19 protein-coding genes are annotated in these 23,291 nt (G+C 59.8%); 12 read left to right on the forward strand and 7 right to left on the reverse strand.

Annotation, left to right across the window (positions count from 1 at the left end):
- Positions 1-45 precede the first annotated feature (45 nt).
- Positions 46-771, reverse strand: a complete 726-nt coding sequence (locus ACWKV9_RS07790; RefSeq protein WP_483835512.1) for a dienelactone hydrolase family protein — start codon at positions 769-771, stop codon at positions 46-48.
- A gap of 210 nt (positions 772-981) precedes the next feature.
- Here ACWKV9_RS07790 and ACWKV9_RS07795 point away from each other — a divergent pair, with 210 nt between their 5' ends.
- The 8 genes from ACWKV9_RS07795 to ACWKV9_RS07830 all read left to right on the forward strand — a co-directional run bounded on the left by ACWKV9_RS07795 (position 982) and on the right by ACWKV9_RS07830 (position 10,623).
- Positions 982-1,902 (forward strand): LysR substrate-binding domain-containing protein, encoded by a 921-nt coding sequence (locus tag ACWKV9_RS07795; RefSeq protein WP_483835513.1) that lies wholly within the window; start codon positions 982-984, stop codon positions 1,900-1,902.
- A 196-nt stretch (positions 1,903-2,098) separates the two neighbouring features.
- Positions 2,099-3,292, forward strand: a complete 1,194-nt coding sequence (locus ACWKV9_RS07800; RefSeq protein WP_483835514.1) for a CaiB/BaiF CoA transferase family protein — start codon at positions 2,099-2,101, stop codon at positions 3,290-3,292.
- Entirely contained in the window at positions 3,289-4,227 is a 939-nt protein-coding gene (locus tag ACWKV9_RS07805; protein WP_483835515.1) for a hydroxymethylglutaryl-CoA lyase, read from the forward strand. The genes ACWKV9_RS07800 and ACWKV9_RS07805 overlap by 4 nt, the downstream gene beginning before the upstream one ends.
- Before the next feature lie 99 nt (positions 4,228-4,326).
- Positions 4,327-5,664, forward strand: coding sequence for an MFS transporter (locus ACWKV9_RS07810; RefSeq protein ID WP_483835516.1), 1,338 nt, complete (start codon positions 4,327-4,329; stop codon positions 5,662-5,664).
- Between the two features lie 220 nt (positions 5,665-5,884).
- Positions 5,885-6,346: an REP-associated tyrosine transposase gene (locus ACWKV9_RS07815; RefSeq protein ID WP_483835709.1), complete on the forward strand. Its 462-nt coding sequence runs from the start codon at positions 5,885-5,887 to the stop codon at positions 6,344-6,346.
- 91 nt (positions 6,347-6,437) lie between these two features.
- Positions 6,438-7,352: a non-homologous end joining protein Ku gene (ku, locus tag ACWKV9_RS07820; protein WP_483835517.1), complete on the forward strand. Its 915-nt coding sequence runs from the start codon at positions 6,438-6,440 to the stop codon at positions 7,350-7,352.
- Positions 7,353-7,420: 68 nt separating this feature from the next.
- Positions 7,421-10,030 (forward strand): DNA ligase D, encoded by a 2,610-nt coding sequence (gene ligD / locus ACWKV9_RS07825; protein WP_483835518.1) that lies wholly within the window; start codon positions 7,421-7,423, stop codon positions 10,028-10,030.
- Between the two features lie 251 nt (positions 10,031-10,281).
- Positions 10,282-10,623, forward strand: a complete 342-nt coding sequence (locus ACWKV9_RS07830; protein ID WP_483835519.1) for a carboxymuconolactone decarboxylase family protein — start codon at positions 10,282-10,284, stop codon at positions 10,621-10,623.
- A 124-nt stretch (positions 10,624-10,747) separates the two neighbouring features.
- On the opposite strand, the gene ACWKV9_RS07835 is transcribed toward ACWKV9_RS07830, so the two are convergent.
- The 6 genes from ACWKV9_RS07835 to ACWKV9_RS07860 form a co-directional block, all read right to left on the reverse strand.
- Positions 10,748-11,083 (reverse strand): hypothetical protein, encoded by a 336-nt coding sequence (locus tag ACWKV9_RS07835; RefSeq protein ID WP_483835520.1) that lies wholly within the window; start codon positions 11,081-11,083, stop codon positions 10,748-10,750.
- 351 nt (positions 11,084-11,434) lie between these two features.
- A complete protein-coding gene (locus ACWKV9_RS07840) occupies positions 11,435-12,511 on the reverse strand; it encodes a nucleoside hydrolase (RefSeq protein ID WP_483835521.1) in 1,077 nt (358 codons plus the stop codon).
- A 138-nt stretch (positions 12,512-12,649) separates the two neighbouring features.
- Complete coding sequence (locus tag ACWKV9_RS07845) at positions 12,650-13,963, reverse strand: MFS transporter (protein ID WP_483835522.1); 1,314 nt, start codon at positions 13,961-13,963, stop codon at positions 12,650-12,652.
- Positions 13,964-14,090: 127 nt separating this feature from the next.
- A complete protein-coding gene (locus ACWKV9_RS07850; protein WP_483835523.1) occupies positions 14,091-14,738 on the reverse strand; it encodes an N-carbamoylsarcosine amidohydrolase in 648 nt (215 codons plus the stop codon).
- 150 nt (positions 14,739-14,888) lie between these two features.
- Positions 14,889-15,707: an alpha/beta fold hydrolase gene (locus tag ACWKV9_RS07855; RefSeq protein ID WP_483835524.1), complete on the reverse strand. Its 819-nt coding sequence runs from the start codon at positions 15,705-15,707 to the stop codon at positions 14,889-14,891.
- Complete coding sequence (locus ACWKV9_RS07860) at positions 15,704-16,852, reverse strand: FAD-dependent monooxygenase (RefSeq protein WP_483835525.1); 1,149 nt, start codon at positions 16,850-16,852, stop codon at positions 15,704-15,706. Before ACWKV9_RS07860 ends, ACWKV9_RS07855 begins: the two co-directional genes overlap by 4 nt.
- A gap of 341 nt (positions 16,853-17,193) precedes the next feature.
- On the opposite strand from ACWKV9_RS07860, the gene ACWKV9_RS07865 reads away from it, so the two are divergent.
- The 4 genes from ACWKV9_RS07865 (at position 17,194) to ACWKV9_RS07880 (ending at position 23,169) form a co-directional block, all read left to right on the forward strand.
- Positions 17,194-18,246 carry a 2,5-dihydroxypyridine 5,6-dioxygenase gene (locus ACWKV9_RS07865; protein ID WP_483835526.1) on the forward strand — a complete coding sequence of 351 codons (1,053 nt, stop codon included), beginning with the start codon at positions 17,194-17,196 and terminating at the stop codon, positions 18,244-18,246.
- Positions 18,247-18,428: 182 nt separating this feature from the next.
- Complete coding sequence (locus ACWKV9_RS07870; RefSeq protein ID WP_483835527.1) at positions 18,429-18,887, forward strand: MarR family winged helix-turn-helix transcriptional regulator; 459 nt, start codon at positions 18,429-18,431, stop codon at positions 18,885-18,887.
- 209 nt (positions 18,888-19,096) lie between these two features.
- The gene (locus ACWKV9_RS07875) at positions 19,097-19,585 is read left to right on the forward strand and encodes a (2Fe-2S)-binding protein (protein ID WP_483835528.1); all 489 of its coding nucleotides are present in this window, start codon (positions 19,097-19,099) and stop codon (positions 19,583-19,585) included.
- A gap of 14 nt (positions 19,586-19,599) precedes the next feature.
- A complete protein-coding gene (locus ACWKV9_RS07880; RefSeq protein WP_483835529.1) occupies positions 19,600-23,169 on the forward strand; it encodes a molybdopterin cofactor-binding domain-containing protein in 3,570 nt (1,189 codons plus the stop codon).
- Positions 23,170-23,291: the final 122 nt, after the last annotated feature.

Below are 23,291 nucleotides of genomic sequence, written 5' to 3' on the forward strand. Positions count from 1 at the left end.
TCGCGAATAAATTCGCTCCTACAGAAGTGCGTCAGCGATGGTGCATTAGCTCTTCCACAACGTTTTGCCAAGGAACGTCAGGGTCCGGTCCCACGCCAGTTGCGCCCACACCGGATCATATTGAGTACCGGCAATACGCCCGAAGCCGACCGCTGTTTCGTTGGCAAAGGCATGGTGGGCGAGGTAGCGATGGAACTCTGCCTCGACGCCGCCTTCACTCAGTTTGGTTTCTAGCGCATCGACCGTTTCAGCCGGGAAGAACAGATCCTGGGTTGCCCAGTGCGCCAGTACCGGCACCTTGATAGCGGTGGCGTCCAGATATTCCAGAGGCGGGCAGCCGTACCAAACCACGCCCGCAGAAATTTCCGGAATGGCATCGAGCGCCAGCAGGGTCAATGCACCGCCCATGCAGAAGCCTGTCACTGCGACGTTGGGCGTGTAGCCCTTGAGGTATTGCACGGCGCCTTTGATGTCTTGGGTGGCCGCATCACTGAAGTCCAGGCCGTCCATCAAGTGGTGAGCTTCTTCTTCCTCCACTGTCGACTTTCCGCGAAAAAGATCCGGCACCAGCGCCAGATAGCCCGACGCTGCGAGTCGGTCGGCCACGCCCCGGATCTGATCGTTCAAGCCCCACCATTCCTGAATTACCACCACCGCTGGCGCGCCTTCGGTTTTTTCCGGGCTGGCCAGGTAGCCGCTCACTTCTTTGCCGTCGGGGCGACGATAGGTAATCATTTTTCCAGCGCTGGGCAGAGCCGATGGGTGAGTCATAGTGATCTCCTGTTCATTGGGGGATTGATGCAATGGAACGCGCCTGAGCATACCGCGAGTTGTTCAAAGCAACGCTTATGTCTACGAGCCGGATCAATCATCAGGGTTCAGCGCTTTGATGCACAACGGCGCCGATCGAGATGGCATAAGTCTGCGCGGCCAGTGCAAATGGCACTATCCTCTCGTCCACTTCGCCGCCGAGAGTTCGCCATGCTGCACAAAAGCCTCATCCGTCGCCTCGACCTGATCACACTGCAGCTGTTTGTCGCCGTCCACGAAGAAGGCACCCTGACCCGCGCCGCTGCTCGCGAGGCGATTGCGGTGTCGGCGGCGAGCAAGCGCCTGATGGAACTGGAAGAGGCGTTGGGTATTGGCCTGTTCGTGCGCAATGCCAAGGGCATGACCCTGACTGCTGCTGGCGAAACCCTGCTGCACCACGCCCGGCGCATGTTGTTCGATGTAGAGAAAATGGGGCTGGAACTGGGCGAGCATATTCAAGGGCTGCGCGGCTACGTGCGGATGCTGGCGAACCTGTCGGCGATCATTCAATTTCTGCCTGAGGATTTGCACGCGTTCGTCGCCAGTCATGCGCAGGTGAAAGTTGATCTGGAGGAGCGCCCCAGCGGCGGGGTGGTGCAGGGGATCGTCGATGGCGTCGCTGATATCGGCATCTGCTCCGAAGACACCAATGTGCAAGAACTGGTCAGCGTGCCCTATCGCCGGGACAAGCTGGTGGTGGTGATGCGTGGCGATCACCCGCTGGCCACGCTCGTGCAAGTGGGGTTTCCCGAAACCCTGGAGTTCGATCAGGTAGGGCTGCATGCCGCAAGCTCCATCAATATGCGCATCCACGCAGCGGCCAGAGCGGCGGGGCGCATGCTGCGTCTGCGGATTCACGTGCCGGGTTTCGACGCCGTGTGCCGCATGGTTCAGGCCGATATGGGCATCGGCGTACTGCCACAACAGGCTTACGAACTGTTCGGACGTGCGCTGGGCCTGACTGCCGTTCCGCTGAACGATGACTGGTCAGAACGTACGTTGATCCTGGTCACGCGCGAGCATGAGTCGCTGTCGCCGGTGAGCCGGTTGCTGTTCGAGCATTTGCGGATGCCTGACGCAAATCGTCTGTAGGCGCGAACTTGTTCGCGAGACGATAGACCTGCGCCCGCGCCGCTCCGGCTCTCGCCAACAAGTTGGCTCCTACAGGGGATCAGTAAATCCATCCCTTCGCGTTTCGCGAACGCCCATTGCCATCTGACGGTTGGATTGTCCGACAGCTTGTCCCTTAGTCTTGGTCCAAATTCCAAGAAAGACTGAGGTACGAACCATGACTGCCCCTCTCACCGGCATTCGCGTGATCGAAATCGGCACGCTGATCGCCGCCCCGTTCGCCGCTCGCCTGATGGCTGAGTTCGGTGCCGAAGTCATCAAAATCGAATCGATGGGTCAGGGCGATCCTCTTCGTAAATGGCGAAAACTCCACGAAGGCACCTCCCTCTGGTGGTACCTGCAGTCGCGCAACAAAAAATCCCTCGCGCTTAACCTCAAATCTCCCGAAGGCATCGCCATCGTCAAGCAGTTGGCCGAGAGCACCGACGTGCTGATCGAAAACCTGCGGCCCGGTGCGCTGGAAAAGCTTGGCCTGGGCTGGGACGTGCTGCACGCGCTGAACCCGAAACTGACGCTGGTGCGGATTTCCGGCTACGGCCAGTCCGGGCCTTACCGTGATCGCCCCGGCTTCGGCGCCATTGGCGAGGCCATGGGCGGCATTCGCTACACCACCGGCACGCCGGGTTCTCCACCGGCGCGAGTGGGCGTCAGTCTGGGTGATTCACTGGCCTCGATGCACGCGGTCATGGGCGCGCTGATGTCGTTGCTGCGGGTGAAAACCGGGCAGGGCGACGGTCAGATTGTCGATGTCTCTCTGGCTGAAAGCGTGTTCAACGTCATGGAAAGCCTAGTGCCGGAATACGACATGATGGGCCACGTGCGTGAGCGCAGCGGCGGTGCGTTGCCGGGCATCGCGCCGTCCAACACCTACCCCACCGGCGATGGCGCGTACGTGGTCATCGCCGGTAACAGCGACCCGATCTTCAAGCGCCTGATGAACGTCATCGGCCGTAATGACCTGGGTGAAAATCCTGAGTTCGCCCATAACGATGGCCGCGCGGCGCAAAGCAACATGCTCGACGACGCTATCAGCCAATGGTCTTCCAGCCTGCCCATCGATGACGTGCTGAAGGCGCTGGAAACGGCTGAAGTTCCAGCCGGGCGCATCTACAACGTGGCCGACATCGTTGCCGATCCGCATTACCAGGCGCGGGACATGATCCTCGATGCCCAGTTGCCGGGCGGCGCCAGCGTCAAGATGCCGGGCATCGTGCCCAAACTGTCCGAAACCCCAGGCGGCGTGAACTGGCAAGGCCCGAGCCTGGGCCAGCACACCGACAGCGTGCTCGACAGCCTGGGCTTGAGCGCCGCCGACATCGAACGCCTGAAGACTGAAGGGGTGGTGCAATGATCACTGATTTTTCCGAGCGCCTGATCGTTCAAGAGGTGTCCCCCCGTGACGGCCTGCAGATCGAACCGAAGTGGGTCGAGACCGCCGACAAAATCGCGCTGATCGATCAGCTGTCGCTGGCAGGATTTTCCCGCATCGAAGCAGGATCGTTCGTCTCGCCCAAAGCGATTCCGGCACTGCGAGATGGTGATGAAGTGTTTCGTGGCATTCGTCGCCAGCCAGGAGTGACCTATGTCGCGTTGATCCCCAATCTCAAGGGCGCTCAACGTGCTCTGGAGGCCGGGGCCGATGAGCTGAACCTGGTGATGTCCGCCAGCCAGACTCATAACCTGGCGAACATGCGCATGCGTCGCGAGCAATCGCTGGCGGCGTTTGGCGATGTGGTGACGCTGGCCCAGGGCACGTCCGTGAGCCTTAACGGCTCGATCGCGACAACGTTTGGTTGCCCGTTCGAGGGCGTGATCGACGAAGACGTGGTGCTGCAGATCGTCGATGCGTACCTGGAACTGGGCATGCAGGGCGTGACCCTGGCTGACACCACCGGCATGGCCAACCCGCGTCAGGTGTATCGCCTGGTTCAACGGGTACTGCAACGCCTGCCCGCGTCGGCACTGACCCTGCATTTTCACAACACCCGAGGGCTTGGATTGAGCAACGTGCTCGCAGCCTACGAAGCAGGGGCGCGGCGCTTCGATGCGTCTTTGGGCGGGCTAGGTGGCTGTCCGTTTGCGCCGGGGGCGTCCGGCAATATCTGCACCGAAGACCTGGTAAACCTGTGCCAGGAAATGGGCATCGACACCGGCATCAACCTGCCGCATTTGCTCACGCTGTCCCGCCGTCTACCCGACCTGCTTGGCCATGAAATGCCCGGTCAGGTGGCCAAGGCCGGGCGCAACTGCGACCTGCATCCTGCACCGGACAATTTGCCAGCCTGAACGCCACTGCAACACGCCGTAAACCCGGGCGCCTGAGCGTCCGGCCAGACAACAAAAACAAACGGGCACCCACCGGGAAGCCCGCCTGGAGAAACTGCAATGACGCTCTCTGCTCTGAATCCCGACCGCAGCCTCCCCGAGGTAATCAGCGCGGAAAAAGCCCTGATTCGCAAGGTCGCCTGGCGCATCATGCCGCTGATCATGGTGTGTTATCTGTTCGCGTTTTTCGATCGCATCAACATCAGCTTCGCCAAGTTCCAGCTGCAAAGTGACCTCAGCCTGAGCGACACCGCTTATGGCTTGGGCGCCGGGTTGTTCGTGGTCGGTTACGTGCTCTTTGAAGTGCCTAGCAACATCATGCTGTACAAGGTTGGCGCCCGGCGCTGGATCGCCCGGATCATGATGTCCTGGGGCGTCGCCACCGCTTTGATGATCTTCGTCACCAGTGAATGGCAGTTCTACACGCTGCGGTTCATCATCGGCGCGATGGAAGCCGGTTTCGCACCGGGCGTGCTGTATTACCTGACGCTGTGGTTTCCGCAAACTTATCGGGGGCGCATCACTTCGACGTTGTTCCTGGCATCGGCCTTTGCCGGATTGATCGGCGCACCGGTGTCGGGGCTGGTGCTGGGCCACATGGACGGCGTCATGCAGATGCGCGGCTGGCACTGGCTGTTCCTGCTGGGCGGCATCCCGTGTATCGGACTGGGTTTCGTAGTCTTGAAAGTGCTCAAAGACAAAGTCACCGACGCCCATTGGCTGACCTGCGAAGAAAAAACCTATCTCTCCAGCCGTATTGCTCACCACGAGCCGAACAAGCACGGTGGCTCGCTGCTGACTGCATTGAAAATGCCTGGTTTTCTGATGCTCGGCTTTATCTACTTCCTGATTCAGGTGGCGTCCTATGGCTTGAATTTCTGGGCACCTCAGCTGATTCGCAGTGCCGGGACGGAAAGCCCGGTGATCATTGGCTTGCTCACGGCGATCCCGTACATCTTCGGGGCGATCAGCATGGTCGTGGTGGGGCGTTTGTCAGATGCCACGGGTGAGCGGCGCAAGTTCGTTTGCGGGCTGGTGGTGCTGGGGGCGGTTGGTTTCTTCAGCGCCGGCATCTTTGCCCAGCACACGGTGTTCCTGATCGTCGCCCTGGCCATGCTCGGCGCCGGAATCGTAGCCTCCATTCCAGCGTTCTGGACCTTGCCACCCAAGTTGCTCGCAGGTGCTGGCGCAGGAGCGGCTGGCGGTATCGCACTGATCAACACCCTGGGCCAGTTCGGCGGCATCGTCAGCCCGGTGATGGTCGGCAGCATCAAAGATCTGACCGGCAGCACCACGCCAGCGTTGTATGTGATCGGGGTTTCGAGCCTGCTGGCTGCGGCGTTGCTGATGTGGGCCTTGCCCGCGAAGTTGCGAACTTTGGATAAGCATGAGGATTGATTGATGCCGAGGGCGGCTTCAGTGACGCAGATGCCCCCCGCCAAAACCGCATCGCAGCCTTCGGCAGCTCGTCAGCTCCTACAGGTATCCGCGTTCATCTGTAGGAGCTGACGAGCCGCCGAAGGCTGCGAGCGATCTGCCTGACACACCTCGAAATGCAGTCTTCTCGCAATTGGTACATTCATGCCTAATCTGGGTTCATGTCGAAGCCAGGGAGGGCATAGGAGTGCATGACTTCAATGGACACCAATTACGTAAAGGTCGTTATTCGGGCGTTGGGCACGTCTATCTGCTCACTACGGTTACCCATCAGCGACAACCATTTTTTGCCGATTGGCGCCTGGGTCGCATCGTTGTCCATCAACTTCAGTACATGGAGCGCGAAGGACTGATCCGATCCATGGCCTGGGTCGTGATGCCTGATCATCTGCATTGGCTTATCACTCTTGAGCAAGGTTCGTTATCGGCGCTCATGTCCCGATTCAAGTCTCGAAGCAGCCAAGCTTTCAAAGATCGAACGGGCCACCCAGGGGCCGTCTGGCAAAAGGGCTACCACGACCGAGCGCTTCGCCGTGACGAAGATCTGCAACAGGCAGCACGCTATATCGTTACCAATCCCCTTCGCGCAGGACTGGTAAACCGCGTCGGCGACTACCCACTCTGGGACGCTATCTGGTTGTAAATTCCGTTTTCTGCTTCACCCGTCACCCCGTCGAAACTTTTCCCCCCGCACCCCGGTCACTGCTAGACACAACCCCTCAAGGAATAAGGCAATGGCTCGGGCAATCTGGAAGGGCGCGATCAGTTTCGGGCTGGTGCATATTCCGGTGGCATTGGTTTCTGCCACGTCGCGGCAGGGTGTCGACTTTGACTGGCTCGACAAGCGCAGCATGGACCCGGTGGGCTATAAGCGCATCAACAAGGTCACCGGCAAAGAGATCAACAAGGAAAACATCGTCAAGGGCGTGCAGTACCAGAAGGGCCAATACGTGGTCATCAGCGAAGAGGAAATTCGCTCGGCGCACCCTAAGTCGACCCAGACCATCGAGATTTTTGGCTTTGTCGATGCCGACCAGATCCCCCTTCAAAATATCGACACGCCTTACTTCCTGGCCCCCGACAAGCGCGGCGAGAAGGTTTACGCGTTGCTGCGCCAGACCCTTATCGACACCAAAAAAGTCGCTTTGGCCAATGTGGTCATCCGCACCAGCCAGCACCTGGCGGCAGTCATGCCGCTGGAAGAGGCGATTGTGCTGGTGCTTCTACGCTGGCCAGCCGAAGTACGCAGCCTCGATACGCTGGAGCTGACCAAAGAGGTGACCGACGCCAAACTCAGCAAAGCCGAACTGGAAATGGCCAAGCGCCTGGTTCAGGACATGAGTGCCGACTGGCAGCCAGACGAGTACCGTGACACCTTCCAGGAACAGATCATGGAACTGGTCGAGACCAAGGCCCGTGAAGGCAAGATCGAAGACGTCGAGACCGATGCCGGAGAAACCGAGCGCAAGTCTGCCGATGTGATCGATCTCACCGAATTGCTCAAACGCAGCCTGGGCAGCAAAGGCAGTTCTGCCAAAACCACCAGCAAATCCAAGCCTGCCAGCAAGAGCAAAACCGCCGCCGCAGACGAAGCAGTTCCGGCCAAACGGCGTGCCCCTGCCAGGAAAAAAACCACCAAGGCGTCCTGAGCGCCTTCATCCGGTGAGCGCCATTCACAGGTGAAGATCCGTCAGCCGGTGCAGAGGGTTAATCGATCATGGCCAAGCCTGTCAGCGAATACACGCGCAAACGTAATTTCGACGTCACTTCAGAGCCAGCTGAAACTGCGGTTAAACGCGGGTCCAAAAACAAGAATCAGGCCTTGAGCTTCGTCATCCATAAACACGATGCCCGAAACCTGCATTACGACTTTCGCCTGGAACTCGACGGCACGCTGAAAAGTTGGGCGGTGCCCAAAGGCCCTAGTCTGGACCCGAAAAACAAGCGCTTGGCCGTTCACGTCGAGGATCACCCCCTGGGCTATGGCACCTTTGAGGGCAGCATCCCTGAGGGCCAATATGGTGCGGGCGACGTGATCGTGTGGGATCGCGGCGTATGGCAGCCCCATGGTGATCCGCAGCAAACCTACAAGGACGGCAAACTCAAATTCACCCTGATTGGCGAGAAACTCACCGGCGAATGGGCGTTGGTGCGCACTCGTCTGCGCGGCAGCGGTGACAAGGAGCAGTGGCTGCTGATCAAGGAAAAGGACGAGGCCGTGCGCTCGCAGGATGAGTACGACATCGTGGTTGACCAGCCGCAAAGCGTGGTCAGCGGCGCAACGGTGGGCGATGGCAGAAAGAAAGCTTCCGCAGCCCCATCCCGCAAGACAGCCAGCAAAGCCGGCGCACCCAAACCGGCTGCAAAAAAAACGCGGGGCAAAAAGGCGGCTGTCCCGCAAAAACTTGCGCCGCAGCTGGCGACCCTGGTGGACACCCCGCCCGCAGGCGATTGGTTGTACGAGATCAAATTTGACGGCTACCGGATCATGACGCGCATTCTGGGGGGCGAGGTGCGGCTGTTCACCCGCAATGGCCATGACTGGACCGAACGTTTGCCCCTGCAGGCCAAAGCGCTGACGGCGATGAAGCTTGGCGATGGCTGGCTGGACGGCGAAGCAGTGATGCTCAATGACGCCGGGCTCCCGGATTTCCAGGCGCTGCAAAATGCGTTCGAAATCGGCCGCAGCAAAGATATCGTTTACTACTTGTTTGACGCGCCGTTTCTCGATGGCGAGGACCTGCGCCAGGCGCCGGTTGAGGACCGTCGCGCGGCCCTGAAAAAGCTGCTGGGCAAGCAGCGCAGTCGACTGCTGCGGTTCTCTGATGCCTTCGCGGCCAATCACCGCGATATCGTCGAAAGCGCCCGCGCATTGTCGTTGGAGGGCGTGATCGGCAAGCGCGCCGGCAGTGTCTATGGGGCCAAGCGCAGCCCGGACTGGATCAAGCTCAAGTGCAAGCAGCGCCAGGAATTTGTGATCGTGGGCTACACCCGGCCACAAGGCACGCGCACCGGATTTGGCGCGTTGTTGCTGGCGGTCAACGAGGAGGGCGCCGGATTGGTGTATGCCGGGCGAGTCGGCACCGGGTTCAATCAGAAAATGCTTGATGAGATGTACGAGCAGATGAAGGCGCTGGAGCAGGATGCCTCGCCGTTGGAGAAGAAACTCACCAGCGCCCAGGCGCGCGGCGTGCACTGGATCAAACCGGAGTTGGTGGGGGAGGCCGAGTTCGGGGAATGGACCCGCGAAGGCATTATCCGCCATGCCTCGTTCATCGCATTGCGCACCGATAAACCGGCCAGCGAAGTGGTGCATGAATACCCGAAGACACCCAAGGACGTGAAGCCCCCGTTCAAGTCCAAGGCGTCGATAACCGCCAATGAAAAGGATGGAAAAGCTGCTCCCGCCAAGCGCGCTGTGAAGGGAAAAGTCGAAGTCGCCGGGGTGGTAATCAGCCATCCAGAACGAGTTATCGACAACGAGAGCGGCCTGCACAAAATTGATCTGGCGCATTTTTATGAGTCGATTTCCGACTGGATTCTGCCGCATCTGGTGCATCGTCCGGTGGCACTGGTGCGCTGTCCGGAAGGCGTCGAGGGCGAGCAGTTTTTCCAGAAGCATTCAGACCGGCTGGCAATCCCTAACATCAAGCAACTGGACCCCAAACTTGATCCCGGCCACGCCCGGCTGATGGAAATCGACAGCGTCCAGGCGCTTGTCGGTGCTGCGCAGATGGGCACCATCGAACTGCACACGTGGGGCGCGACCAGCGACAAAATCGAAACGCCGGATCACTTCGTTCTCGATCTGGACCCGGACCCTGTATTGCCGTGGCGCAGCATGATCGAAGCCACCACCATGACGCTGGCGGTGCTGGACGAGCTGGGCCTTGAGGCGTTCATCAAGACCAGCGGCGGCAAGGGCATTCACATCATCGTGCCGCTGGCGCGGGGTGCCGACTGGGAAACGGTCAAGGGTTTCAGCAAAGCGGTTTCGCAGTTCATCGCCGACAAGTTGCCTGAGCGATTTACCGCGGTGATGGGGCCGAAAAACCGGGTCGGGAAAATCTTTATCGACTACCTGCGCAACACCCGTGGCGCCAGCACTGCGACGGCCTATTCCGTGCGCGCACGGCCGGGATTGCCGGTGTCAGTGCCGATCACTAGGGACGAATTGACGACGCTCAAATCCGCATCGCAATGGAACGTCGCTAATCTTCAGGCCCGGCTGCGCAAGCTCAAGTCCGACCCTTGGGCTGGTTACAAAAACAAACAGCGGATTACCAAGAAGATGTGGAAGCAGTTGGGTGCGACGCCGCCGGGTTAGGGTTGCGCAAATCTGTAGGAGCCGACTTGTTGGCGGGACAACAGTGCGCAGAACCGGGAAGGCCGCCTCGCGAACAAGTTCGCTCCTACAGGGCGTGGTGGGGCGTGATACGTGGACTAGAGTGAAAGTACTGCGTTGGCATCCATTTGAGACCCAAAAAAATGAGCCAAACGCACAATTTTTGCCTACTGCCACTGGCACAGACTGCCCTGAATCGGCGCAGTCAGTCGCCGTTCTCAGGAGATGCCCTCATGTTCAGCAACTGGTCAGACCTGGTTGTTACCATCAAAACGTCCTTCGGCGCACTGTCCAAATCCAACCCGAAAATGGTCAAGGCCTACATGACGCTGGGTGACGCTGCAGCCGAAAACAACGTACTGGACGCCAAGACGCGGGAGCTGATTTCCCTCGCGGTGGCGATTACGACCCGCTGCGACGGGTGTATTGGCGCGCATTCTGAAGCTGCGATCGCGGCTGGCGCCACCCGTGAAGAAGTGGCTGCCGCGCTGGCCACGGCTATCTCGCTCAACGCCGGGGCGGCTTATATCTACTCGCTGCATGCGCTGGAGGCGTATGACGCGTTGAAGAAGTAGAGCAAACCTGTAGGAGCGAACTTGTTCGCGAGAGGGCATGACAGATACACCGCGGTGTTGGACTCGCCAACAAGTTGGCTCCTACAGAGTGATTCGGGTTGAACCCGGCGCCTTTTGTTCACTGTCACGCCACCGAACTGTGCGTATCACCTTGCTCTGCGGGATAGAACTCGCCATCGAGATTCAATTCGGTCAGACGCGCGCGCACGGCGTCTTCTATTTCCATGACGTTGGCTGTGTCGTCGATGTCATCGGGGACCAGCCACACGCGGGTGACGTTTTGGCCGTGGGTGCCTTCGCTGAGCATGTCGTGAGTGAACAGTTGGTTGGCGCGCCACAGACACAGTTGGTCTTCTTTGGGGCCGTGTTCGGCAAGTGAAGAGGCTGATGACAGCCAGATTTCGTTGAAGGCGCTGAGGTCGGCGTCGTTCAGTTCTGCCAGAGAGATCAGGGTTTTCATGACGGTTCCTCGTGGGCGGGTGCATAGACTCTGAGCGTGGGGATGCTCAGGCGTTCCCGCTAACGAAGGGTAGAAGACAAATCAGCAGGCCGGGAGCGTTAATCCATCCGAGGCGTGCGCCCACACCTGTAGGAGCCAACTTGTTGGCGAGCCTGACGCTGCGGTGTGTCAGGAATAACCGGCTTCTGTAGGAGCCAACTTGTTGGCGAGCCTAACGCTGCGGTGTGTCAGGAATAACCGGCTTCTGTAGGAGCCAACTTGTTGGCGAGCCCGACGCTGCGGTGTGTCAGGTATGGCGCCTCGCGAACAAGTTCGCTCCTACAGGTATTCAGCCCGGTCTGAGGGATGGGTTCAGTGCTTCACCGGCGCAGGCAACGTCACCAGCGACACGTATTCATCCCAGAACGCCTTCTGGTTGATGCCGTAAACCACTTTGGCCTTTTGCGTGCCCACCGGCGCGCCTTTTTTGTAGGCCATCGAACGGCCGTAATCCGGGCCGAAATGCGCATCGACATCAACCCACACGTCTTTGGATTCCGTCACCAGTTCCGGATGCACCAGGTACAGCGCGGGCAGGCTGTCCCACGTGAAGCTGTGGTACGCCGGGTCCTTGTCGAACTCTGGGCCGAGCACGGCTTTGTAGAGGTCCGGGATCACGCCCTTTTTGGCGATGACGCGGTTATAGACAGACGCATCGAAGGTGACCTTTTCACACACGTCGTTAGGGAATATCACGTGCTCGACAGTGGAACGCAGGACGATGCGTGCTGCTTCCGGGTCGAACCACCAGTTGAATTCTGCCGCCGGGGTGGTATTGCCGGGGATTTCCATCGCGCCGCCCATGTACACGATGCGTTTGATCAGCGGCACGATTTCCGGCGCGGTGCGAATCGCTAGCGCCACGTTGGTTAACGGCCCGACCGCCAGAAGCGTGACTTCATGGGGGTTGCGCTTGACGCTGTCGATGATGAACTGCGCGGCCGACTCGTTGCGCAGTTTGGTATGGGTGGCCAGGCCATCGGGTGGCGCAACCAATTGCGAGGGGGAGGTCGGGCGCGGGTGTTTGAACGCGCCGGGCCAGCCGGAGCCGAACAGCGCCTGTTCCTGAGGGTACGTGGCAAAGTCATGCAGCAATGGATAGGCCGCGCCGGAATACACGCCGACGTCCTTCTCCACGCCCATGCGCTCGACTGCCTTGAGCGCATCGACTTGTGCCTGATCGACCCAGGCATTCCCGCTGACCAGCGTCATGCCCAAGAGGTCGATCTTCTTCTGCGCGTGGAGTTGCGCGAGCATGATGAAGGCTTGGCCGTCATCGTTGAGCACGTTGAAGTCCGTGTCGAAAATCACCTTCTCCGCCGCCTGCAGCGAAGTGGCCGACAGGCCGACGGCCAGCGCCAAGGCACAGCTTTTAAAAAATGCCTGCATGGTTGATGTCCATTTTTCCATAAAGAATGGGATGCCCTGTAGGAGCGCGCTTGCCCGCGAAAACGGTGTGTCAGACAACGAATGGTTTGCAGACACACCGCAATCGCGGGCAAGCGCGCTCCTACAACTAAAACGCGATCAGCGATTCACCAGCTTGGCCGGCAACGCAATCACCAGAAAGCTGCTGAGAATCAGACACCCGGCGAAGAACCACAACGCCCCGGCGCTGCTGCCGGTTACGTCGATCGCGATGCCCATCATCGAGTTACTGACCAAACCTGCAATGTTCGCCAACGAGCACGCCAGAGCAAAGCCGGTAGCCGCCGCACGACCCTTCAAAAAGGTCGCTGGCAGACTGAAGAACACCGGCACTGCGCCAATGATCGCCGCCGAAGCAATGGCGAACAGAATCACTGTCATCACGACGCTGTGGGTGAAGTACGTGCTGGCAGCCATTGCCATCGAACCGATCCAGAACGGCACAATGATGTGCCAGCGACGCTCGCGACGACGGTCTGAGCTTGCGCCGATCATCAACATGCCGATCAACGCTGCTACGCTTGGCAGGGCGGTCAGGATGCCAATGTGGAAGGTGTCGACCACACCTGCGTTCTTGATGAACGTCGGCATCCAGAAACCCATCGCATACGCGCTGAGCAGGATCGAGAAATCGATGCCACCGAGCATCCAGACCTTCAGGTTGAAAAAGCCGTCGCGGAAGCTGTGTTTGCTGTCTTTGCCTTCTGCGTCGTCCTGGCGCAGCTCGCTTTCCAGCAGGGCCTTCTCGCTGGCGTCCAGCCACTTGGCCTGTTGCGGATTGTTCGGCAACGCCCAGAACGTAAGGACGCCCAACAACACGCTCGGAATGCCTTCGATCAAAAACAGCCACTGCCAGCCGCGCAGGCCGCCGGTCATGTCGAAATGGCCCATGATCCAGCCTGACAACGGGCCACCGATCACACTCGAAAGCGGCAAACCGATCATGAACAACGCGATGATCCTGCCCCGTCGATAGGTTGGGAACCAGGTGGTCAGGTAGAACAGCACCCCCGGCAGAAAGCCCGCTTCGGCGGCGCCGAGCAAGAATCGCAGCACGTAGAACTGAGTGGAGGTGGTCACGAACAGAGTGCACACCGAGAGCAGGCCCCAGGTGATCATGATTCGGGCGATCCAGATCTTTGCGCCGACCTTTTCCAGCACCAGGTTGCTTGGCACTTCAAACAGGATGTAGCCCACGAAAAACAGCCCGGCGCCCAAGCCGAACGCGGTCTCGCTCAAATGCAGCTGATCAAGCATCTGCAGCTTGGCGAAACCGATGTTGATGCGGTCCAGGTAAGCCGCCAGGTAGCAGAAGCACAGGAAGGGAATCAGCTTCCAGGTGATCTTCTGGTAAAGCGCCTTGATCGGGTCCGCGGCGATTGTCGCAGCGGTTTGTATGTTCGCAGAGGGCATCGGGTGGCTCCTGGCCTGTTATGTTTTGTACGCCGCACCTGTAGGAGCCAACTTGTTGGCGAGACGATTTATGTACACCCACAAATCCGTCTCGCGAACAAGTTCGCTCCTACAGGTCATGCGTCACTTACCGCTTGTGGCTTGCCGCTTGAAACTGCTGTATCGCTTCTTGCTTGGCCACCACATCGCCGTACTTATTGTCGATGTCGAACAAATTTGCCTCATGGGGCGCTGAATGCCGATCCCCCACGCATTCACGCACGACGATAGTGCGGAACCCATGCTGCACCGCATCCACTGCCGTTGCCCGAATGCAGCCGCTGGTCGAACAACCGGCCAGCACCACGGTATCAATGCCCTGAACGTGCAACAGCGAGGCCAGCGAAGTACCGAAGAACGAACTGGCGTATTGCTTGCTGATCACCACTTCATCGGCGGTGGGCAGCACTTCTTCACAGAATGCCGCCAGTGGATTGCCTTCGACCATGTCCTTCATCACCGGGGCTTTGATGACCCACATACCGCCGTCGATGAAATGCTTCGGGTGATAGCGGATATTGGTGTGCACCACCAATACGCCGTGCTCACGGGCACTGGCCAGCAGCTCGACGCTTTCGGCCACCGCAGTGACCACGCCCGGTGCATACAGCGGCGCGCCTTCCTGGGTGTAGCCCTGCATGAAATCGATCATCAACAGCGCGGCTTTTTTGCCGAACCCAACGCGATTGCCCCACACGCCCTGATAGTTGGCGTCTGCACTTTGCTCTTCACTCATGGCGCTCTCACTGTGCAATTAATTGTTCAAGCCAACGCCTGAAAGCTGTAGGAGGGCGCTTGCTCGCGAGACGCCAGTACAGGCGATGCATCGTCACTGCCTGAAGCACCCATCGCGAGCAAGCTCCCTCCTAACTGATTTCGTCATTCATCAGGTCAGTGGCTGGCCGAGGAAATCGCCGAACGCGACGAAGAATCCTGGCAGGTTGTCCCACGGGATCATGTGCCCGGCGTTCTCGACGCGGGCGATCATGATCTGCGGTTGCAACTGGCGAATTTCCGCTTCGTCCTCCGGCAGAATCACACCGCCCCGGCCCGCGACAATCAGCAGCGCAGGGACCGGCAAATTCGGCAAGTCCTGGTGGAAATCTTCGTCATGGAAATCGTTGAACGCCTTGACGATGGCCGGCTCGTAGCAGGTGTGCAGCCATTCGGCGCGCAACTGCAGTTGCTCCTCGGTCCAGGTGGCGCAGAACGCGCGCATGTCATCGGCGCTCATGCCGTTCTGCGACTGACGAATCGAGTCCACGTACCAAGGCAGTTTTGCCGGGTATTCCCGACGCCCAGGCCCCGAAACCGGCGGATCGATCAGCACCAGGCTTTTCAGGCCGCGCGGGTTACGTACCGCACTGCGTACTGCAAAACGCGCGCCCATGGAGTGACCGGCCAGGTGATAACTGTCCAGGTGCATCGCCTCGGCAAACGCTGCAATATCGTCGGCGCAGGTGTCAACGCTGTAGTCCAGATCCGGTCCGGTGGAGGACAGCCCGCGACCGCGCGCATCGAGCACGTAGGTGTCGAAAGACCCGCCCAGCCGCTCAGCGACAAAACCCCAGGTGATTGCCGGGCTGGTGATGCCCGGAATCAGAATCAGCGCAGGCTTGTTCTGGTGCCGTTCGCCGCCGTAGCGCAAATAGTGCTGACGGATGCCATTGGCCTGAACGTTGCCGCCGTGGATGAACGTGCTCATGCGCTCACCTCGGATTTCAGGTCTTGGCCGTACAAGTCGTAACCGTAAACCCAGGCCGGATCTTCCTGGGTACGCAGCCACGTGTTGGCGTTGGAAACAGCCTGCACGCGGGAAGCGCGTTCCTTGCGGTTGGCTTCGTAAAGTTTGAACGCGGTGCGGTAATCGGTGAGGCCGGTTTCCTGCAGGCAGCGGGTCAGCATCGCGGCATCTTCGATGGCCATACCGGCGCCCTGGGCCATGTGCGGCTTCATCGGGTGGCAGGCATCGCCCAGCAGCACCAGACGACCACGACTCCACAGCGGCAGCGGATTGCGATTGAGTAACGGCCACTTGGTCACGCTGCCAGTGGATTCGATCAGCGCTTGCACGGTGGGGTGGTAGCCAGCGAAGGCTTCGTACATTTCGTCCTGGCTGCTATCGACCCAACCGCTCTGGAAATCCCATTCCGGGTGTGGCACGCCGGTCACGTAGTAGTACTCATCGCGCTTGCCGGTGGTGTGGTAGACCATCATGTGCCGGTCCTCGCTCCACCACTTCACGCAGTTCTCAAAATCCAGTTTGTACTTGGTCAGTACTTCGCTCGGGATTAGCGCGCGGTGGGCGACCCAGCCGCTGTACAGGGGTTTTTCCACGCCCAGCAGTTCTTCACGGATACGCGAGTTGATGCCGTCCGCGCCGATGACGATGTCAGCGTCGGCGTGGGTGCCGTCGGCAAAATTCAGACGCACGCCGTTTTCGGATTCTTCAAGGGTGGTCAGGCATTTGCTGAAATGCACGCTGCCCGGCGCCAGGGTCGACATCTGCAGCGCATGCAGGTCGCCGCGGTGAACGGTGATGTAGGCCGCGCCGTATTCCTTGAGCGAGAACTCGCCCAATGCAATCCGCGACAGGTAGTCACCTGTGGCGCCATCTCGGCTGAACCAGAAATCCGGGTGCGAACCCATGTCGCTGAGCTGCTGCTCGATGCCCATACGACGGAAGATCTTCATGATGTTTGGACCCATGTGGATCCCGGCGCCGATGCGCGAGAACTCGGCGGCCTGTTCGTAGACATCAACCTTGAATCCCGCTTTCTGCAACAGCGTGGCCGCTGCGGCTCCGCCCAGACCTGATCCGACGATGGCGATTTTTTGCGTATTTGGCATGGGGCGGTTCCCTTGTGCTGCTTGAAGACAGTTGGAAGTCGAGCGACTCAATGGCGTCGCGATGTGGCGTTTTTAAAGTGTATACGCTGTTTTCTTGAAATGTGAATAGGTGTTTCAAAAAATACTGATTTGCCCGATAACTGCCGCCGTAACCCTAGGTAACGCCCATAAATTGGGCGTTGTGTGCGTAGGTAACGAATTGGCTCAGCTCTTGCAGACGGCGTTTATTTGATGTCTGATCGCGTTTAATAAGTGTGTACGCTTTAAAATATGCACTACTCTGAAGCGCGATGCCTTTCAATGGTGCGTTTGGTAAGTGGCCAAATGCCAAGGAGACGAAGATGGCGGTTAGTGATAGCGAATTGACTCAAATGTTTGAACACGTTCTGAAGCTGTCGAAAGTCGACGCCACTCAGAGCGTTGCGATCCTGAAGAGCCATTACTCCAATCCGCGCACCGTGCGTGCGGCGATGGACGCGGCTCAGCGTCTGGGCGCCAAGGTTTATGCGGTGGAATTGCCCTCGTTCAATCATCCGACGGCCATGGGTAACGACATGACCGCCTACTGCGGCGACACCGCGCTGACCGGCAACATCGCCGCGCAACGGGCGCTTGAAGCCGCCGACCTGGTGGTCGACACGATGATGCTGCTGCATTCACCTGAACAGGAGCAGATCCTGAAGACCGGCACGCGCATCCTTTTGGCGGTCGAGCCCCCGGAAGTACTGGCCCGTATGCTGCCTACGCTGGCGGACAAGGCGCGGGTGCTGGCGGCCGAGGAGGTGCTGAAAGCGGCGCGCACGATTCAGGTGAAGTCCAAGGCGGGCAGCGATTTCCGCGCCCAGTTGGGGCAATACCCGTCGGTCACCGAGTATGGGTTTGCTGATGAACCGGGGCGTTGGGACCACTGGCCCAGCGGCTTTCTGTTCTCATGGCCCAACGAAGAAACGGCCGAAGGCACGCTGGTGATCGACATCGGCGACATCGTGCTGCCGTTTAAAAACTATTCCCGCGAGCAGATCACGCTGGAGATCGACAAGGGCTTCATCACCTCGATCCACGGCGGTTTCGAGGCCGAATACCTGCGCGATTACATGAAGTATTTCAACGATCCCGAGGTGTACGGCATTTCCCACATTGGTTGGGGTTTGCAGCCGCGTGCGCAATGGACGGCCATGGGCCTGCATGACAAAAACGACGGCATGTGCATGGACGCCCGCGCGTTCTACGGCAACTTCCTGTTCTCCACCGGCCCTAACACCGAAGTCGGCGGCAAGCGCAAAACCCCGTGCCACCTGGACATCCCGCTGCGCCGTTGCGACATCTATCTGGATGACCTGGCGGTTGTGCTGGGCGGAGAAGTGGTTGCGCCGCAGGCCTCCAAAGCCCGCTGAGATCTTATTCTGTGGGAGCGAATTCATTCGCGAGAGGCTGGTACAGCCGATATCAATACATCGGCTGAAATACTGCTTCGCGAATAAATTCGCTCCTACAAGTCAGTGGGCGCGATTCCCCTCCAACCCCGCACACGTTAATGTAGCCGCCAATTCCCTCAAGCCCGCCAAACGAGCCGCCTGTGTCCACCGACAACTCTTCTAATAACGACGCGTCCTACGCTTTCTCCAATCAGGTCGGCCATCTGCTGCGCAAGGCGTATCAACGGCATCTGGCGATTTTTCAACAGAACGTCGGCGACTCTCAGCTCACCGCCGTGCAGTTTGTCACCCTGTGTGCACTGCGTGATCACGGTCCCAGCTCTCAGACCGAGCTGGTCAAAGCCACCGCCGTGGATCAGGCCACCATTCGCGGCATAGTCGATCGCCTCAAGGCCCGAGACCTCATCAGCCTTGAGCCGGACCCGCAGGACAAGCGCAAAGTCATTTGCAGCCTGACCGACAGCGGCCTGCAATTAGTGCAGGAAACCGTCCCCCGCGCCGCGCAAATCAGCGAACTGACCCTCAACAAACTCAACCCCGCCGAGCGCGTCGCGGTGTTGTTTCTGCTGCGCAAATTGATTGATGACAGCGACGAATAACCAGCTCGTTCCGACCCTTTGTAGGAGCGCGCTTGCCCGCGATGACATAGGTACATCCAGCATATTTTTTTAGTCAGTCCAATCATTTCGCGGGCAAGCGCGCTCCTACACGTCCAAGCATCCTGCACTGGCACGCTTCCTGCTCCCATTTGATGAAGTGATTACTTCATCAAACGCCAGGGACGGTCGGTAACAGACGGGAGCGGAAAATGAGTGAGCGTGCAGTCGCGGCAGAGAAGACCGTGACGCTGCGGGTCAACGGGCAGACGACGTCGGTCACGGCCATGGCCGACACGCCGTTGCTGATGATTCTGCGCAACGACCTGCAACTCAACGGCCCGAAATTCGGCTGCGGGCTGGGCGAATGCGGGGCGTGCACGGTCATCATCGACGGCGTCGCCGCGCGGCCCTGCGTATTTCCGCTGGCCGGTGCCGAAGGTCGCGACATCACCACACTGGAAGGCATCGGCACCCGCGAGTGCCCGCACCCGGTGCAACAAGCGTTCATCGACGAGCAAGCCGCGCAATGCGGTTACTGCATGAACGGCATGATCATGACCGCCAAAGCCTTGCTCGACCGCAACCCGCACCCCACCGAAGCGCAAATCCGCAACGAACTCTCGGCCAACCTCTGCCGTTGCGGCACCCACATCGAAATTCTGCGTGCGGTGATGCGAGCCGCCCGTCAACAGCCTTGAACGGATCGACGACCATGACCCAGACCACGCCTACCCGTGATCAACTGCTGGCGAAAAACGGCGTACTGCTGATCGTCGACGACATCCTGCCGCCGTCCGGTCCCGTTGCCAAAGGCGGCACGCCCACCATCAGGCCCATGGAGCTGGGACTGTTCATCGCCATCGATGAAGACAACACCGTTTATGCGTTCAACGGCCATGTGGATCTGGGCACCGGGATTCGCACCGCGCTGGCGCAGATCGTGGCCGAGGAACTGGACCTCACGATGGATCAGGTAAAAATGATCCTGGGTGACACCGAGCGCGCCCCTAATCAGGGCGCCACCATCGCCAGCGCGACGCTACAGATCTCCGCCATTCCACTGCGCAACGCCGCCGCCGAAGCCAGGCGCTTCTTGCTAGATGAAGCGGCAGAGCGTTGGTCAGTCAATGCAAAATCCCTGGTCATCGAATCGGGCGTGATCAAAGCCGAAGACGGCCGCACCTTTAGCTTCGGCGAGCTGGTCAGCGGCCAGCACATCGAACTGCGCATTTCCGGCGATGCGCCGCTGAAAAAACTCGAGGACTACAAACTGGTGGGCCAGGCCGCCGCGCGGGTCGATATCCCAGGCAAAGCCACCGGTGAGTTGACCTATGTGCATGACATGCGCTTGCCCGACATGCTTCATGGTCGGGTAGTCCGACCGCCGTACGCGGGTTACGACACCGGCGATTTCGTCGGCAATAGCTTGCTGAACGTCGATGAATCGTCCATCGCACACATCCCCGGCATCGTGCGCGTGGTGGTGATTCGTGATTTCGTCGGCATCGTCGCCATGCGCGAAGAGCAGGCCGCCAAAGCCGCGCGGGAGCTGAAAGTTACCTGGAAGCCCTGGCAGCACAAGTTGCCGGACATGAGCGACGTCGAACAGGCGATTCGGGACAACCCCAGCGTTGATCGGGTGGTGCTGGACAAGGGTAATGTGGTCCAGGCACTGGACGGCGCCAGCGAGCGGATGACCCGCACCTATCTATGGCCCTACCAGATTCACGGCTCCATCGGACCGTCCTGCGGGTTGGCGGACTACCAGCCAAACGGCATTCGGGTGTGGTCCGGTTCGCAAAATCCACACATGTTGCGCGCGGATCTGGCCTGGCTGCTGGAATACCCTGAAGACAATATCGAAGTTATCCGCATGGAAGCCGCTGGCTGCTATGGCCGAAACTGCGCCGATGATGTGTGCGCCGACGCAGTGTTGCTGTCACGGGCGGTGGGTCTGCCGGTGCGGGTGCAACTGACCCGCGAGCAAGAGCACGCGTGGGAGCCCAAAGGCACCGCGCAACTGATGGAAGTCGACGGCGGCCTGAATGCCGACGGCGGCGTGGCAGGATATGACTTCCAGACCAGCTACCCCTCCAACAACTCGCCAACTCTGGCGCTGTTGCTGACCGGGCGCGTCGATCCAGTGGCGACGATGTTCGAAATGGGCGACCGCACCTCGATCCCGCCCTACGATTTCGAGCACATGCGCGTGACCATCCACGACATGGCGCCCATTGTTCGCGCCTCCTGGATGCGCGGCGTGTCGGCTTTGCCCAATACCTTCGCCCATGAGTCGTACATCGATGAGCTGGCCTTCGCAGCCGGGGTCGATCCGATTGAATACCGCCTGCGTTATCTGCACGACGAACGCGCCTCCGAGCTGGTCCGGGCCACTGCCGCCCGTGCTGAATGGTCGCCGCGCACCCAGCCGATGCAGATGGTCGAAGAGGACGGCGTATTGCGTGGTCGCGGTTTTGCCTACGCGCGTTACATTCACAGTAAGTTTCCCGGTTTCGGCGCGGCGTGGGCGGCGTGGGTCGCGGACGTCGCGGTGGACAAACACACCGGCGACGTCTCGGTAACGCGGGTTGTCATCGGCCACGACGCGGGGATGATGGTCAACCCGGCAGGCGTGCAGCATCAGATTCACGGCAACGTCATTCAGTCCACAAGTCGCGTGCTCAAGGAGCGGGTGACGTTCGAGGAGTCCACGGTGTCGAGCAAGGAGTGGGGCGGTTACCCGATCCTGACCTTTCCCGAGGTGCCGAAAGTCGACGTCATGATGATGCCGCGTCAGAGCGAGCCGCCCCTGGGTGCAGGTGAATCGGCAGCGGTGCCGAGTGCGGCAGCGATTGCCAATGCCATTTATGACGCCACCGGGATTCGTTTTCGCGAATTGCCAATCACTGCCGAACGGGTGCTTGCCGCGTTAAAGGGCGCCGGGGAGGCGGCCAACAGCAATCCTCCGGAATCGCCGAAAGCCAAGCGTTCAAAATGGCTGTTTGGCTCTTTGTTCGCAGCGTTCGGTGCGATTTTGGGCGTCGCGGCGACGGCGTTCCCTTTCAAATCTGAAATCGCGCCGATCACGCCGCCAAGCGCTGGCACCTGGTCCGCTTCAACTCTGGAGCGTGGTCGGCAACTGGCGGCGGTGGGCGACTGCGCGGTGTGCCACACGGCGCCGGGTGGTGTCACCAATGCGGGCGGGCTGGCGATGCAGACGCCGTTCGGCACCTTATATAGCAGCAACATCACGCCAGACCCGGAAACCGGCATCGGCAACTGGTCTTATCCTGCGTTCGAGCGGGCGATGCGCGATGGCATCAGTCGCGATGGCAAGAACCTTTATCCGGCGTTTCCCTACACCGCTTTCCGAAATATCAATGACGCCGACATGCAGGCGTTGTACGCATATTTAATGTCCCAGACGCCGGTCAAGCAGGCGCCGAAAGCCAACGACATGCAGTTCCCGTTCAACATGCGGCCATTGATGGCGGGTTGGAATGCGTTGTTTCTGCGCAAGGGCGAAATCCAGGTGCAGCCGCAGCAAAGCGAGCAATGGAATCGCGGCAATTATCTGGTCAACGGTTTGGGGCACTGCGCGGCCTGCCATTCGCCGCGCAACGTGATGGGCGCAGAGAAGGGCGGTGCTTCATTCCTGGCGGGGGGTATGGTCGATGGCTGGGAGGCTCCCGCGCTGAACAGCTTGTCGAAATCGCCGACGCCGTGGACCGAGGATCAACTGTTCAACTACATGAGCACGGGCTATTCCGATGCCCATGGCGTCGCGGCAGGGCCGATGGGGCCGGTGGTGACGGAGCTGGCAAAATTGCCGAAGGCCGATGTGCGGGCGATGGCGGTGTACCTGGCCTCACTCAATGGCTCGGCCGAGGCCGCCGCTGCGCCCGTCGCTCAGGAGGTCGCGCAACCGACCGTCAGCGCCGTGTCATTAAACAACGGCCAGCGGGTTTTCGAAGGCTCATGCCAGGGCTGTCATGCCGACGGTCTGGGGCCGAAACTGTTTGGCGTCAGCCCGTCGCTGGCGACCAATACCAATGTCCACAGTGCTGTGCCGGACAATCTTGTGAAGGTGATTCTGCAAGGGATTTCCAACCCGGCCACGCCAGACCTGGGTTACATGCCGGGCTTCAAGCACAGCCTGTCCAACACTCAGATCAGCGAACTGACTGCGTACTTGCGCCACCGCTTCGCGCCCAATGAGCCGCAGTGGGCGGGGCTGACCGAGAAGGTCGCGCACCTGAGGGCCAATCCCGGGACGCATTGAATGATCAACAGACCTGTGGGAGCGGACCTGTCCGCGAAGGCTATCTGTCAGGCGCGATAGATGCGTTGGATGTAACGGCCTCTTCGCGGACAGGTCCGCTCCCACAATGAATGGTCCACCTG

This window comes from Pseudomonas corni, assembly GCF_057128765.1.